The 15081-nt window shown below is 61.0% G+C and carries 14 protein-coding genes; 11 read left to right on the forward strand and 3 right to left on the reverse strand.

Annotation, left to right across the window (positions count from 1 at the left end):
* Window positions 1-81 precede the first annotated feature (81 nt).
* Complete coding sequence (locus ACFORG_RS06925; RefSeq protein ID WP_386734656.1) at window positions 82-852, forward strand: hypothetical protein; 771 nt, start codon at window positions 82-84, stop codon at window positions 850-852.
* A gap of 53 nt (window positions 853-905) precedes the next feature.
* Window positions 906-2132, forward strand: a complete 1227-nt coding sequence (gene ilvA / locus ACFORG_RS06930) for a threonine ammonia-lyase IlvA (protein ID WP_386734657.1) — start codon at window positions 906-908, stop codon at window positions 2130-2132.
* A gap of 3 nt (window positions 2133-2135) precedes the next feature.
* Here the strand turns inward: ilvA and ACFORG_RS06935 are convergent, their stop codons facing one another.
* Window positions 2136-2462 carry an Hpt domain-containing protein gene (locus ACFORG_RS06935; RefSeq protein ID WP_386734736.1) on the reverse strand — a complete coding sequence of 109 codons (327 nt, stop codon included), beginning with the start codon at window positions 2460-2462 and terminating at the stop codon, window positions 2136-2138.
* Window positions 2463-2671: 209 nt separating this feature from the next.
* Here ACFORG_RS06935 and ACFORG_RS06940 point away from each other — a divergent pair, with 209 nt between their 5' ends.
* On the forward strand, window positions 2672-3907 hold the full coding sequence (locus tag ACFORG_RS06940; RefSeq protein ID WP_386734658.1) for a PP2C family protein-serine/threonine phosphatase: 1236 nt from the start codon (window positions 2672-2674) through the stop codon (window positions 3905-3907).
* Here ACFORG_RS06940 and ACFORG_RS06945 read toward each other — a convergent pair.
* A complete protein-coding gene (locus ACFORG_RS06945) occupies window positions 3844-4332 on the reverse strand; it encodes an NUDIX hydrolase (protein ID WP_386734659.1) in 489 nt (162 codons plus the stop codon). The genes ACFORG_RS06940 and ACFORG_RS06945 overlap by 64 nt on opposite strands.
* A 75-nt stretch (window positions 4333-4407) precedes the next feature.
* Here ACFORG_RS06945 and hslO point away from each other — a divergent pair, with 75 nt between their 5' ends.
* From hslO to ACFORG_RS06985, 8 genes are all read left to right on the forward strand, one after another.
* Window positions 4408-5394, forward strand: a complete 987-nt coding sequence (gene hslO, locus ACFORG_RS06950; RefSeq protein WP_386734660.1) for an Hsp33 family molecular chaperone HslO — start codon at window positions 4408-4410, stop codon at window positions 5392-5394.
* A complete protein-coding gene (locus tag ACFORG_RS06955) occupies window positions 5387-5983 on the forward strand; it encodes a CoA pyrophosphatase (RefSeq protein WP_386734661.1) in 597 nt (198 codons plus the stop codon). Before hslO ends, ACFORG_RS06955 begins: the two co-directional genes overlap by 8 nt.
* Window positions 5980-7137 carry a CCA tRNA nucleotidyltransferase gene (locus ACFORG_RS06960; protein ID WP_386734662.1) on the forward strand — a complete coding sequence of 386 codons (1158 nt, stop codon included), beginning with the start codon at window positions 5980-5982 and terminating at the stop codon, window positions 7135-7137. Before ACFORG_RS06955 ends, ACFORG_RS06960 begins: the two co-directional genes overlap by 4 nt.
* Window positions 7138-7329: 192 nt before the next feature.
* Window positions 7330-9168, forward strand: a complete 1839-nt coding sequence (locus tag ACFORG_RS06965) for an ABC transporter ATP-binding protein (RefSeq protein WP_386734663.1) — start codon at window positions 7330-7332, stop codon at window positions 9166-9168.
* On the forward strand, window positions 9165-10997 hold the full coding sequence (locus ACFORG_RS06970) for an ABC transporter ATP-binding protein (RefSeq protein WP_386734664.1): 1833 nt from the start codon (window positions 9165-9167) through the stop codon (window positions 10995-10997). The genes ACFORG_RS06965 and ACFORG_RS06970 overlap by 4 nt, the downstream gene beginning before the upstream one ends.
* 39 nt (window positions 10998-11036) lie before the next feature.
* Window positions 11037-12272, forward strand: coding sequence for a class I SAM-dependent RNA methyltransferase (locus tag ACFORG_RS06975; protein WP_386734665.1), 1236 nt, complete (start codon window positions 11037-11039; stop codon window positions 12270-12272).
* 18 nt (window positions 12273-12290) lie between these two features.
* Complete coding sequence (locus ACFORG_RS06980) at window positions 12291-13070, forward strand: ion transporter (RefSeq protein ID WP_386734666.1); 780 nt, start codon at window positions 12291-12293, stop codon at window positions 13068-13070.
* A gap of 63 nt (window positions 13071-13133) precedes the next feature.
* A complete protein-coding gene (locus tag ACFORG_RS06985; RefSeq protein ID WP_386734667.1) occupies window positions 13134-13643 on the forward strand; it encodes a L,D-transpeptidase family protein in 510 nt (169 codons plus the stop codon).
* Between the two features lie 6 nt (window positions 13644-13649).
* On the opposite strand, the gene ACFORG_RS06990 is transcribed toward ACFORG_RS06985, so the two are convergent.
* The gene (locus tag ACFORG_RS06990) at window positions 13650-15080 is read right to left on the reverse strand and encodes a nodulation protein NodH (protein ID WP_386734668.1); all 1431 of its coding nucleotides are present in this window, start codon (window positions 15078-15080) and stop codon (window positions 13650-13652) included.
* Between the last annotated feature and the right edge of the window lies 1 nt (window position 15081).

Here is a 15081-nt window from a genome sequence, read left to right on the forward strand (position 1 = left end):
GTTGACATGGCAAGCCGGGCCGGACGATCATGCAGAGGTTGTATTTGGTAAAGGGTAGGCGATTTGCTTGGAATAAGAATTTTGACCCATGCTATCGGGATGGTTCTGCGTAATTTCAAAGAAACTCTTCAGATAACTATTCTGCCCGGGCTTTTCGGGATTTCAGCCCTTTTTCTTTTGGCATGGATTACGGGGTCATTCGAAGCGGTTTGGAATGTCTTGACGGCACCGAACCAGGGTCAAGGCTCCAATGTAATTCAAACACCGGCTTTTGGCGTTGTCCTGATCCTGTTACTGGTTTGGATCGTCATATCCGCTTGGATCCTTGTTTCATGGCATCGCTTCATCCTTCTGGAGGAACGGCCTCAGGGATGGGTGCCTCCATTGCGAGCGGACCGCCTCGCTTTCTACATCGGACAGGTTTTCGTGCTCTGCATCCCGATGGTGATCGGCTTCATTCCGTACGGCATGCTGATCTTTGTGCTGGGTGATTTGGTGGGCGATCTGGGTTTTGTCGTCATGATCGTCGTGACCATCGTTTACGTTGTGGCAATGATGCTTGCGTTCGCCCGCTTGTCCGTGACGTTACCCGCGCAAGCGATCGGCGCCGAACTGACACTTGAAGGCGCTTGGAAAGCCACCGGAGGCTCTACTGCCACGCTGATCGTGCTCGGAGTCGCGAATGCCTTGTTCCAGTTCTTTCTGCAGTTTCTCTTTCAGGGTTTTGCGCTGATACCGATGGCCGGCCCCCTTCTGCTGCTCATTCCTTCGATCCTTTTCGTGCCACTCGTGAATGCCAGTATCCTCACAACCCTGTACGGGATTTATGTCGAGGGCCGCTCCCTGAGCTGAACAGCGTCATGAATTCCTTGCCTGTGCTCAATGGATGCGGCAAGGAACCGGGCATGAGCGATTTTCAGACCCGTGCCCGCGCCGCCGAAGCTGCGATGCGCAGCGTTTTCGATCCGACACCCCTGCAGCGAAACGTCCATCTGTCCGAACGGTTCGGCGCGGATATCTGGCTGAAACGCGAAGATCTCAGCCCGGTCCGCTCCTACAAGATCCGGGGCGCGTTCAACGCGATGCGCAAGCAGGAAGGGCGCGACCTGTTCGTTTGCGCCAGCGCCGGCAACCACGCGCAGGGCGTCGCCTTCATGTGCCGGCACATGGGTGTGCGCGGCGTGATCTTCATGCCGGTTACGACGCCTCAGCAAAAGATCCAGAAAACCCGCATGTTCGGTGGAGATCAAATAGAGATACACCTCATCGGCGATTACTTCGACGATACTCTGGCCGCCGCCCGGGCATGGTGCGAACGCGAAGGCGGCCATTTCCTGTCGCCCTTTGACGATGACGACGTGATCGAAGGTCAGGCTTCTCTTGCGGTCGAGATCGAGGAGCAACTCGGTGGCGTTCCGGATCATGTGGTGCTGCCCGTCGGTGGTGGGGGCATGTCTGCCGGGGTCGCGACATGGTTTGGTGACCGGACGCATTGCCTTTTTGTCGAGCCGTCGGGCGGGGCATGCCTGCGCGCGGCCATCGCGGCGGGCCATCCGGTCACGCTGGACCACGTCGATACCTTCGTGGACGGCGCCGCTGTCGGACGGATCGGTGAGCGACCGTTCGCATTGTTGCGCGACCGGCCCCTGTCGGACCTGTTCGTCCTGTCCGAAGATCGGATCTGTACGACGATCATCGAGATGCTGAATGTCGAAGGGATCGTGCTGGAACCTGCAGGCGCGCTGGCGATCGAGGCAATCGCAGATGTCCAAAGCTTCATTCGCGGCCGCAGTGTTGTCTGCGTGACTTCGGGCGGCAATTTCGATTTCGAACGGTTGCCAGAAGTAAAGGAACGCGCCCAGCGTTATTCGGGTGTAAAGAAGTACTTTCTTCTGCGTTTACCACAGCGACCTGGTGCCTTGCGCGATTTCCTCGACATTCTTGGTCCGGACGATGACATTGCCCGTTTCGAATACATGAAGAAATCGGCGCGAAATTTTGGCTCGGTGCTTATTGGCATCGAAACGTCGAAGCCCGAAAATTTCGTCCGCCTGTTTGCCCATCTCGACGACGCCGGGTTTACCTATACCGATATCACCAACGACGACACGCTCGCCCAGTTCGTGATCTGACGGTCATGGGGCTTTGGTGATCCCGCCCAGAAAGGCCATTTTGGAACGTTCGAACTCATTTGCCAGTTCTGCGATATCGACATGCTCGGGCTTGCCCTCGGCAGCGGTTCTTTCCCCTTCCTGACACATATTGGAAAAGCTCTGAAAGCCCAGCGACAGTGCGCTGCCCTTGAGAAAATGAAGATCCTTGTCCAGCAGGCTCATGTCAGGCCAGCTCCGCAGTCGAAGAATGACCTCTTCGACTTCTTCGAGAAAGATCGCGACAACCTCCTCGAAATCCTCGGCGCCGACCTCGTCGCGAAGCTGCGTAACACGGGACCAGTCGATCATCATCTCGGGCTCCATCTGACTGTGTCTGGTGATAGCTGGCCAGCGCTTAAGGTCGGGTTAAACTGCGCCGTGAGTGAATCCCCCTTGCTGATTCAGATGGTGTTAAACCCCTCGTGTCTAGTTTCGTCGCTGTTGGATCCTTCAGTACGAGTGGAAAAGTGGCGGCAGTGCAGGGCAGGGATACCGATTCTCAGGCCAAGCAGGAAATGTTGGCGATACGACGTGTCCTTGTCGTCGACGATAGTCGGCTGCAAAGGCGAATACTTGTAAGTTCTCTCAAGAAGTGGGGGTTCGAAGTTGCCGAAGCCGATAGCGGCGAAGCCGCGATGGAGATTTGTGCCACCGACCCGCCGGATCTGGTGCTCAGCGATTGGGTAATGCCGGGGATGAGCGGGCTGGAGTTTTGCCGGGCGTTCCGCGCACTGGAAAACCGGGCGTACAGCTATTTCATCCTGCTGACGTCGAAAAGCGACAAGAACGAGGTGGCACAGGGGCTGGACGCCGGGGCGGACGATTTCCTGATCAAGCCGGTCGATGCTGACGAGTTGCGCGCCAGGATCTCGGCCGGTGACCGGATACTCGGAATGCAGCATGAACTTTCGGCCAAGAACCGGCTCATCGAGCGCGCGCTCGAAGAACTGAAACATGCGCATGAGGCGATCGACAAGGATCTGATTCAGGCGCGAAAGATACAAGAATCCCTGGTTCCAGAGTTATCACGGAGCTTTGGCCGCTCGCGCGTCAGCCTGCTGCTGAAACCCTGCGGACATATCGGCGGCGACCTGGTCGGAATGTTTTCACCGGACAGGAACCGCTTGGGGTTCTACAGCATCGATGTCTCGGGGCACGGGATCACCTCTGCTATGATGACCGCCCGGTTGGGCAGTTACCTTTCCAGCCAGCATTTTGACCAGAACCTCGCGATGGAGAGGCGTTTCAACCGCTTCTTCGCGCTCAAACCACCCGAAGACGTCGCCGCAACGCTGAATGCGCGTTTGCTGGCCGATACAGGGATCGAGGAATACTTCACCATGGTTTATGCCGTGGCAGATCTTCGGTCCGGTATCCTGAAGATGGTACAGGCGGGCCATCCTCATCCCCTGATGTTGCGCCGTGATGGGTCGGCCGAGTTCCTCGGACAGGGGGGTGTGCCCATCGGGCTGCTTCCGGATGTGCCGTTCACAAGGTTCGAAACGGTGATGCAACCGGGCGACCGCTTGCTTCTTTACTCGGACGGGTTCACGGAATGCCGCCTCGCCGATGGAGAGATGTTGGAGCCCGAGGGTCTCTTGGATCTCGTCAGGTCCTGTGACCCCGAGAGAGGCGGGCAAGAGTTTCTCGATGATCTGTTCTGGCAGTTGAAACAGGTCATGTCACCCGATCACGGGATGGAAGATGACGTTTCGGCGACTTTCTTTGAATTCGGTGTGAACGAACTGGCATAGCGCCCGGCGAACCATCGATCGCCCGCATTTCCCAAACGGTTGACCGCCGCGTCAGGGGACATCCAGACCGCTTCGTGATCAGTTTCGACCGGATCACCCAACCGAAACACGGGCCGCGCGATGAAGATCGTGCAGACCTTCTCTGCCCACAGGTCGTATTCCGGCATATAGACAAAACGCCGGAACGCGCCAAGCCGCCGCGGAGAGGCAATCCGCCAGCCAGTTTCCTCGTAAACTTCGCGGTGCAGGGCCACCACTGCCGATTCATCCGGGTCGATCCCGCCGCCCGGCAGTTGAAGGTCTGGATCGGGCGACATCTGGCAGGTCAGTAGAAGCTTTCCGTCACGCGGAAGCAGGGCATATGCCCCTGCGCGCAGCCTGTATCGCAGATCCGCCCGGGGACGGTCGCCGAAACGACGGATCATCTGACCCCCTTTCAACCCAGCTTGTCCGTATTATATGGACGCGGTATGCCAACCCGTGGCGTTGAAGGAAACCCCATGTCTTTCGGATCAAAAATCGCGTGGGACGATACCGTCCTGCCCTTCCAACTCGATGTCTCCGACATGCGGGGACGCGTGGCGCGTCTTGACGGTGTCCTTGATGGCATCCTGAAACAGCACGACTATCCCCCGCAGGTCGAGGCTCTGGTCGCCGAGATGGCCCTTCTCACCGCGCTGATCGGTCAGACGATCTCGTTGCGGTGGAAGCTGTCGTTGCAGGTTCAGTCCAAGGGACCGGTGCGGATGATCGCAACCGACTACTTCGCGCCCAAGGCCGAAGGTGAGCCGGCGCGGATCCGGGCCTATGCCAGCTTCGATGCGGACCGGATCGGTGCCGGCACTCCCTTCGACCAGATCGGAGAGGGGTATTTCGCCATCCTGATCGACCAGGGCAAAGGCACGACGCCGTATCAGGGCATCACCCCGCTCGACGGTGGGTCGCTCAGCAAATGCGCTGAGGCCTATTTCGCGCAGTCGGAACAATTGCCAACCCGTTTCGCGCTGAGCTTCGGCAAGTCGACCGAGCCGGGCGTGGGTGAGCATTGGCGCGCGGGCGGCGTGATGCTGCAGCACATGCCAAAGGCTTCGCCCTTTGTGGCCAATGCCGAGGGCGAAGGCAGCATCCTGACCGCGGATGACCTCGTCGATGGCGAAGAGGGCGAGAACTGGAACCGCGTCAACGTGCTGCTCGACACGGTGGACGATCTTGAACTGATCGGGCCAATGGTTCCGCCGACCGACCTGCTCGTCCGGTTGTTTCACGAGGAACAACCGCGCGTGTACGACTCGCAGCCGGTGCGCTTCGGATGCACCTGCTCCGAGGATCGCGTTCGCCAGAGCCTGTCGATCTATTCCGCGCGCGACATCGAAAAGATGACGACGCAAGAGGGAACGGTCACCGCCGACTGTCAGTTCTGCGGCGCTCATTACGTGCTCGACCCTGAAACGGTCGGCTTCGAAGCGGATCAGGGTGACAGTGTCTGACTGGGCAGACAGGTTATCGGCGGCGTTGAACCGTCCGGGGCCGGGGTCGAGTGATTTCGACCTGAACCCCGAGGCGGTTCTGCCGCCGAACCGCAAGCTGCGGCCCGCCGGTGTCCTCGTTCCCATTTCGCTGGTCGAAGAAGAGCCTCGGCTGATCCTGACCAAGCGGTCTTCGGCGCTCAAACATCACCCCGGTCAAATCGCTTTTCCAGGCGGCAAGCAGGACGAGGGCGATGCCAACGTCACCGAAGCAGCCTTGCGCGAAGCATACGAGGAAATCGGCCTACCTCGCGACCTGCCCGAGGTCGTGGGCCTGCTGCCCGCACATGAAACGGTCACCTCTTTCATGGTGACGCCGGTTGTCGCGGTCCTGCGTGAGAACTTTAGCGTCATGCCTGAACCCGGCGAGGTCGAGGAGGTGTTTTCAGTCCCGCTCGCCCATGTTCTCGACCCTGACCGCTATTCGGTGCAATCGCGCAGATGGCGCGGACAACGCCGCTACTACTACACCGCGCCGTTCGGTCCATATTATATCTGGGGCGCGACGGCGCGGATGCTGCGGGGATTGGCGGCGCGGATGACCGAATGACCCGTATCACCGACGATTGGCTGCACCACCCCGCCACGCAGGCAGTTTGCCGCGTCCTGACGGATGCAGGGGCGCAGGCGCTTTTCGTCGGTGGATGTGTTCGCAATGCCCTTCTCGGCGTGGCCGTCTCGGACATCGACATTACCACGGACGCGCGACCTGACCATGTGATGCGACTGGCCGAAGCAGCCGGTATCAAGGCCGTTCCCACGGGAATCGATCATGGCACGGTCACGCTGGTTCAGGACGGTATACCGCATGAGGTCACGACCTTTCGGCGCGACATCGAAACCGACGGGCGCCGTGCGGTGATCGCGTTTTCCACCCGGATCGAGGAGGACGCTGCGCGCCGCGATTTCACGATGAATGCGCTTTATGCGCGACCGGATGGCGAGGTCCTCGACCCGCTCGGCGGTATGCCCGACCTCCGTGCAAGGAGGGTGAGGTTCATCGGCGATGCGCAGGCCCGCATCCGAGAAGACTACTTGCGGTCGCTGCGTTATTTCCGGTTCCACGCCTGGTATGGCGATGCCGCGGCCGGGTTCGATCCCGATGCGCTGGCCGCGATCTCGGCAGATCTTGACGGTCTCGATCTGCTGTCGCGCGAAAGGGTAGGGCACGAAATGCTCAAGCTGCTCGGCGCGACGGATCCTGCGCCGTCGGTGGCAGCAATGCGCGCCACGGGCGTTCTGGTGCATCTTTTGCCGGGGGCAGACGATACGGCGCTGGCGCCACTGGTCCATCTTGAACAGATGGCCGGGGCAGCGCCCGGGCCGCTGCGGCGTCTGGCTGCCTTGGGTGACGGGCTTGCGCCGGGCCTTCGGCTCAGCAAGGCGCAACAGCGCACCGTCGAACATATGCGCGAGGCTGCGCAGGGCGCGGCCGGTGCTGCGGAACTGGGGTATCGTCTTGGCCTCGATCACGGGCGCGATGCCCTCCTCTTGCGATGCGCGCTGTTTGAGAATGCCTGGCAGTCCAAGTGGAATCAGGCTCTGACAAAGGGAAATTCGGCGGAATTCCCTGTCTCCGCGCGTGATCTGATGCCACGCCTCAAGGGGCCGGAGCTTGGCGCCGAGCTTGCAAGGCTTGAACGATTGTGGATCGAGTCGGGCTTTACCGCTGACCGGCAGGAACTGCTTGCGCAGGCCAAGTAGCAATTTGGGACAAAACAGGTGACACCGCTACACCTTTAAGATAGTCCTGAACAGGTTACATGAATGGGAGTGATGCGAATGTATCGCGGGATCTGGTTTCACTAAGGCCAGTCTGACCGAACCCCGCGCGGCGGTCACATTGGTCCGCCTGAGTTTGCATGTCTTTTCTTTTGCTCGATTGGGGCACCCATCATGTTTCGGTACTTCGAAAATCTCGTCGATCCTTATGTCGCCTATGAAGAGAAGGACGCCCCGCCGACGCGGTTGTGGCCCTTCATGCTGGAATACTCCCGGCCGTTCTTTCGCGTCTTTTTCTGGACGGCCCTTCTGTCCATCGTCGTTGCTGGCGTCGAGATCTGGCTCATCTCCTACATGGGCCGCGTTGTCGATCTTTTGTCCGGCTCTCCGGCCGAGGTCTGGGATGCCTACGGGACCGAACTGGTCCTGATGGCAGCCTTCGTGCTGCTGCTTCGCCCGGCGCTGCACGTGCTCGACGTTTTGCTTCTCAACAACGCGATCCTGCCGAACTATGGAACGCTGTACCGCTGGCGGTCGCACAAGCATGTGCTGCGTCAATCGGTGGGCTGGTTCGAAAACGATTTTGCCGGCCGGATCGCCAACCGGATCATGCAGACCCCGCCCGCAGCGGGCGAGGTGATCTTCCAGGTATTCGACGCGATCTCGTTTTCGCTCGCCTATCTCGTGGGGGCAGCGATCCTGCTGACAGCGGCGGATGCCCGGCTGCTGATCCCGCTGCTGATCTGGTTCGTCCTTTACGCCTTTTTGGTGCGGTGGACCGTGGCGCGCGTCGGCCCGGCGTCGCAGGCCGCGTCTGATGCACGCTCTACCGTCACAGGGCGCGTGGTGGACAGCTACACCAACATTCACTCGGTCAAAATGTTCGCCCATCACGCGCGCGAACTCGACTACGCGAAAGAGGCGATCGAGGAAACGCGCCGCACCTTCCAGGTCGAAATGCGCATCTTCACCATCATGGACGCCGTGCTGGTCACGCTGAACGGTGTCCTGATCGTGGGCGTTGTCGGCTGGGCCATCGCGCTCTGGATGCAGGGGCAGGCTTCGGTGGGTGTCGTGGCTGCGGCGACGGCGCTGACATTGCGCCTCAACGCGATGACCGGCTGGATCATGTGGGCGCTGACCAGCTTCTTTCGCCAGCTTGGCGTCGTCGCCGAGGGCATGCAGACGATTGCCCAGCCCATCGAACTGGCAGATGACCGCGACGCGACCGAGTTGCAGCTGACGGATGGCCGGATCGACATCAGGAACCTGTCGCACCATTACGGGCGCGAGGCGGGCGGGCTCGACAGTATCGACCTGACCATCGCGCCGGGCGAAAAGATCGGCCTGATCGGGCGCTCGGGCGCGGGGAAATCGACCTTGGTCAAGCTTCTCCTGCGCTTCTACGATGCTGAAAAGGGCGTGATCGAGATCGACGGACACGACATCCGCCGCGTCACCCAAGATAGCCTGCGTCGCAATATCGGCATGGTCCAGCAGGACAGTTCGCTGCTTCACCGCTCGGTGCGTGAAAATATCCTCTATGGCCGTCCGGACGCGACCGAGGACGAAGTGATCGCCGCCGCCAAACAGGCCGAGGCGCACGAATTCATCCTCGATCTCGAAGATCCGCAAGGCCGCACCGGCTATGACGCCCACGTGGGCGAGCGTGGGGTCAAGCTTTCTGGTGGGCAGCGTCAGCGGGTCACTCTTGCCCGTGTCATTCTCAAGGATGCGCCGATCCTGTTGTTGGACGAGGCGACATCCGCGCTGGATTCCGAAGTCGAAGCCGCGATCCAGAGCACGCTTTACGGCATGATGGAGGGCAAGACCGTGATCGCGATCGCCCACCGCCTGTCGACCATCGCCCAGATGGATCGCATTCTGGTCCTGGATGCCGGCCGGATCGTCGAGCAGGGCAGCCATGCGGACCTGCTGGCACAGGGCGGGCTTTATGCCCAGTTCTGGGCGCGCCAGTCGGGCGGGTTCCTCAACCCCGAGGCCGCGGAATGAGGCTCGCCGACCTGATCGATCCGTTCCGCCCTGCGGACGCCCCGCCACCGCAGACGCTGGGCGCCTTCATTCGCTGGTGTCTCTCCGGTGCGTGGCCGATGCTCTTCGTGGCCGCTTTTTTCTCGGCAACGGCAGGCGCGATGGAGGCCGGCACCGCGTGGATCCTGGGCCGTGTAATTGATACCGCCGTCACCAGCGGGCCCGACGCTTTTTTTGACGCTTCCAACATGGCGATGGTCATCGGAGCGGTCCTGTTCTTCATGCTTCTGCGGCCCGCGCTTTTCGGGCTGTCGTCCCTGTCGAACAATTACATCGTGATGCCGAACATCACGCCGCTGGTCCTGTCCAAGCTCAACCGCTGGACGCTGGGCCAGTCGGTCACGTTCTTTGACGACGATTTCGCAGGGCGGATTGCGCAGAAACAGATGCAGACCGCCAACGCGATGGCCATGGTCGTGTCCGAAGTCATCAGCGCAATCGTCTTCTCCCTTGCCTCCCTTATCGGAGCTCTGGCTCTGCTTGGCGCGATCCATCCCTTGGTGGTTCTACCCTTCGTGCTATGGCTTGGCGTCTATTTTGGCCTCATCCGCTGGTATCTGCCGCGGATCCGCCAACGCTCGGCCGCACGGGCCGGGGCGCGTGCCATGGTCACGGGGCAGATCGTCGACACGATCACCAACATCAAGACCGTCAAGCTCTTTGCCCATGCCAGCCATGAGGATGATGCCGCCCGGGTCGCGATGGGCGATCTGCGCAACCGGTCGCTGGAGTTCGGCGCTCTCTCCGCCTCCTTCAGGCTGTTCCTGATGGCCTTGGCTGGCGTTCTGCCTGTCATCCTGCTGGGCATGACACTGTGGCTTTGGCAGCGTGGAGCGGCAAGCACGGGTGACATCGTTGCCGCCGGTGCGATTTCGATCCGCATCGCGCAGATGACCGGATGGGTGAGCTTCACGTTGATGGCAATCTACTCCAACGTGGGCGAGGTCGAAAATGGCATGAAGACACTTGCCGTCCGCCGCCGGATGGATGACGCGCCGGATGCCGACGACCTCGAGGTTCCGCAGGGCCAAATCGTGTTCGATGATGTCGGCTTTGCCTACGGGCGTGACGTCGGTGGGGTGGACGGTATCGCGCTGACAGTTCGTCCCGGGGAAAAACTGGGCATCGTCGGTGCGTCGGGTGCAGGCAAATCCACGCTAGTGTCGCTTCTGCTCAGGCTCTACGAACCTGAATCCGGCCGTGTTATGATTGATGGGCAGGACATTTCCCACGCTTCGCAGGACAGTCTGCGCCGCCAGATCAGCATGGTCACGCAGGAAACGGCGATGTTCAATCGCTCGGCAATGGACAACATCCTGTACGGGCGACCCGATGCCACGCGGCAACAGGTGATTGCCGCCGCCGAAAAAGCCGAGGCGCACGAGTTCATCACGCAACTGGCCGACGCCCGAGGCCGCAAGGGCTACGAGGCTCATCTGGGCGAGCGCGGCGTGAAACTCTCAGGCGGTCAGCGTCAACGCATCGCTCTGGCCCGTGCGATACTAAAGGACGCGCCGATCCTTGTCCTCGACGAAGCGACCTCGGCGCTCGACTCCGAGGTCGAGGCTTCTATCCAGATGGCGCTGCACCGCGTGATGGAGGGCAAGACCGTGCTGGCCATCGCCCATCGGCTTTCCACCCTGTCCGAGATGGACCGCATCATCGTGATGGACGCGGGCCGTATCGTCGAAAGCGGTACACATGATGACCTGTTGGCCATGGATGGTCTTTACGCGCAATTCTGGCGACGACAGTCGGGTGGATTCATCGGGGCCGAGGCCGCGGAATAGGGGCTTTTTCCCTGCCTCCGACCTCGGTATCACCGCCACATGACCACCAGCTTTCATATTCGCAGACTGGGCCATCAGGGCGATGGCATTGCCGACGGCCCGGTTTTCGCGCCGCGTACTTTGCCGGGCGAAACGGTAACCGGCACGCAGGTCGGAGACCGGTTGACCGAGATCCGCATCGTCGATCCCTCGGGTGATCGGGTCAGCCCGCCCTGCCGGCATTACAAATCCTGCGGTGGCTGCCAGTTGCAGCACGCCTCTGACGATTTCGTGGCAGCGTGGAAGCAGGATGTCGTACGCACCGCGCTCGCCGCACAGGATATCGAGGCAGAGCTGCGCCCGATCCATACCTCTCCATCCCGCTCACGGCGCCGTGCAACCCTTGCCGTGCGTCGCACGAAAAAAGGCGCGCTTGTGGGTTTCCACGCGCGGGCATCGGACATCATAATCGAGATTCCCGATTGCCACCTTCTTCTGCCTGAATTGATGGCGGCCCTGCCCGTGGCCGAGGATCTGGCCACGCTGGGCGGCAGCCGCAAGGGTGAGCTTGCCGTGACGGTGACCCAGTCGATGGCGGGGCTCGACATGGCTGTTACCGGTGGCAAATCCCTGGATGGCCCGCTCGAGCTTGCGCTGGCGCAAGCGACGGAGCGGCACCGCCTGGCCCGTCTTGCGTGGGATGGCGAGGTGATCGCCATGCGCGAACCACCTGCCCAGCAGTTTGGTCCTGCCGCCGTGGTTCCGCCGCCGGGTGCGTTCCTTCAAGCCACCCACGACGCAGAGCAGACGCTTCTTGCCGCCGTGCAAGAGGCCGTCGGCCCCGCTGCACGGGTGGCAGACCTGTTTGCGGGCTGCGGAACCTTTTCATTGCCTCTCGCCAAACGGGCCGAGGTACACGCCGTCGAAGGCGCCAAAGATATGGTCGTGGCACTGGATCAGGGCTGGCGCCGGGCAGAGGGCTTGAAGAAACTGACGACAGAGGCCCGCGACCTGTTTCGCCGGCCCTTGATGGTCGATGAACTTGCCCGGTTCCACGCCGTCGTGCTCGACCCGCCCCGCGCCGGCGCCGAGGCGCAGGTGGCCGAGCTGGCCCGCGCACAGGTTCCGACGCTCGCTTACGTTTCGTGCAACCCGGTCAGTTTCGCCCGCGATGCAAAGACGCTCGTGGCGGCGGGTTACCGCCTTGAATGGGTGCAGGTCGTCGACCAGTTCCGCTGGTCACCGCATGTGGAACTTGCGGCGAAACTCACGCTCGACCATATCGGCGCCGAGTAGCACGGAAAGGGAAACATCATGAGGCAGACGCTGACGCGATTCATCGCGCGCCCCGCGTTCGGTCAGTTCATCACGGCCGTGATCGTCGCCAACGCCATCCTGCTGGGGATGGAGACATCGGATGAGCTCATGGCCCGATATGGCCAGGTGATCCTGTTCCTCGATAAGCTCTGCCTTGCCATTTTCATTATCGAGATCGCGTTGAAACTGGTGGCGCAGGGCGGGCGCTTCTTCCGCGACGGATGGAACCTCTTCGACTTCACCGTTGTCGGGATCGCCCTGATTCCGTCGACCGGCGGTCTGTCCGTCCTGCGGGCGCTGCGTATCCTGCGGGTTCTCCGCGTCATCTCGGTCGCGCCCAGGCTGCGGCGGGTGGTCGAGGGGTTCATCACCGCGCTGCCGGGTATGGGCAGCGTGTTCCTGCTGATGGCGATCATCTTCTACATCGGCGCTGTGATCTCGACCAAGCTGTTCTCGGACAGTTTCCCGGACTGGTTCGGAAATCTTGGCCTCAGCTTCTATTCCCTCTTCCAGATCATGACGCTCGAATCCTGGTCGATGGGTATCGTCCGCCCCGTGATGGAGGTCTATCCCTATGCTTGGGTGTTCTTCGTTCCTTTCATCATGATCACCACCTTCGCGGTGGTGAACCTGCTGGTCGGTCTTATCGTCAACTCGATGCAGGATGCCCATCATGCCGAGGACGAGGTACGCACCAACGATTACCGGGACGAGGTTCTGTCGCGTCTCGACACGATCGAAAAGATGCTCATCGAACGCGAGTCGGCGAAAAAGTGATTTCCCGAACCCGGTGACCCTTGGTAAAAGGCGCCCAGAAGAAACGAGAAGGCAGTGGAAACCATGGATCGTCGCACATTCGCCCTTGGCGGAATGGCCATGCTGGGCCTCTCCGCTTGTTCGAGCAAATTCCGGACCTACAACGGACCCCCGGTCACCTCTGTCGTTGTCAACAAGGGCGCGCGGCGGATGTACCTTCTGCACAATACCGAGGTATTGAAGGAGTATAACGTCGACCTGGGCTTTGCACCCTATGGCCACAAGACGACAAAGGGCGACGGCAGAACGCCCGAGGGTACGTACCTCATCGACCGCCGTAATCCCAACAGCAGCTTTCACCTGTCGGTGGGAATCAACTATCCCAACGCGCAGGACAGGGCGCTGGCCCAGGCCGCAGGGCGTAACCCCGGGGGCGATATCTTCATTCATGGGGAACCCAACGACCGCGATGACCGCAAGCGCGCGCGCAAGGTCAAGGATTGGACCGCAGGCTGCGTTGCCGTCAGGAACCGCGAGATCGAAGAGATCTACGCCATGGTCCTTACCGGAACACCGGTCACCCTACGCGCCTGATGAGGTTCAGCCCTTGCGCCAGGGCCCGAAACCAAAGGTGACATAGTCCCGCTGGTAAACATCGGCGGCAAGCGCCTCGAGTTCGGCATCATAGATATGGGCCAGAGTGTATGGCCGGTCGAGTGCGGCCGACCCCGGAACCGGTGGTTCCGGGTGTCCATACAGCGTCGCAAGGGCCGGCAGGGCGTCCGGCAACTCGTCTTCGCGATAGACGTGGTCGGGCAACGCAAAATCTGAAAAGTTCGAAACTGCCTGCGCCTGGGTGCACCAATGCCCATCCACCCTGATCGGCGTCTGGCCCGCAAGGTTCATCCGCACGAATTCCAGAAACGCCACAAAGGCCGCGCGATGCTCCGACAGGCTGTAACGCGCGTCGGGTTCGCCCTCGGGAATCGGGAGTTTGAACTGGCGCCTCAACGTGTTCCGAATCTGTAGAAACGCCCCCTTCTCCTTGGTCAGGATCCGTTCGCAAAACGTGGCATGCGCGCGTGCAAGGGGGTGACGCAGCACGGTAAAGCGGCGATGCCCCGTATTGCCCCGCATCCACTGGCGCGCCTGTTTCTGGTTCATCCCGGTAATCAGGGTCGGCTCTGGCACGCCATCCAGCGCGGCCATCCAGTTGCGCACCTCCCGCTCAGGTCCGCCCCGCACCGGCAGGTACATGAGCGGCGTCGCCGTGCCCAATACATAACTCGGCACCGCGGGTCCGCGCCGCGGCTCGAAATTCGGGGTCCGGGTCAGGTTAAACCGGTCCAGCCCGCCCAAAGCTTCGATCATTTCGTTCGCGTTGACCACCTTTGACGTCACCGGGCTCGGGTTCTGTCGTTTCAGGCTCTGATCCAGCTTTTCCAAGCGCGCCCCGACCCCCATCCATTGCGCCAACCCGTTCATGATCTCCACGCTCTGAAGATCCTCGTATGCAACATAGAAGGGTGTCTGCCCCGATCTTTGCAGCGTATTCAGCAGGTAGACCTGGAAATCCTGCAACGCCTCGACATGGCGGGCGAATTCTTCGGGTTCGAACCGGGCCTGCGCCTCGCGCCGGCGCTTGATATTGGTCAGCTTCCACTGCCCGGTTTCCTGCGCGATCTTCCATGACACGTAACTGTCCAGCGGATTGCGCGTCAGGATGATCTTGGCGCAGCGCCGATCCTCCATCGCGATATCCAGAACGCGGGAGTCGTGATCGTGGAAATAGCGGAATCCGCCCAGCCCCGCGGTATCGCGGATCGCGTCGATCAGGCAGTGCGGATCGCTGTCGCGCCGTTCCTGGCTGATATCCAGGATTTCGGTCCGGTTGGGATAACCGATGAAATGCGGGTTGAAAGCCTCGCCAAAGCAGGTAACGCCATCCATCGCGTTCAGGTTGGTTTCAAGGAAATTGGACCCTGTCCGCATTTCGGCGAACACGATGAAATAGTCGAAAGCGGCGGTCATG

The sequence above is a fragment of the Lutimaribacter marinistellae genome (genome assembly GCF_042648365.1).
Classification (GTDB): Bacteria; Pseudomonadota; Alphaproteobacteria; order Rhodobacterales; family Rhodobacteraceae; genus Lutimaribacter_A; species Lutimaribacter_A marinistellae.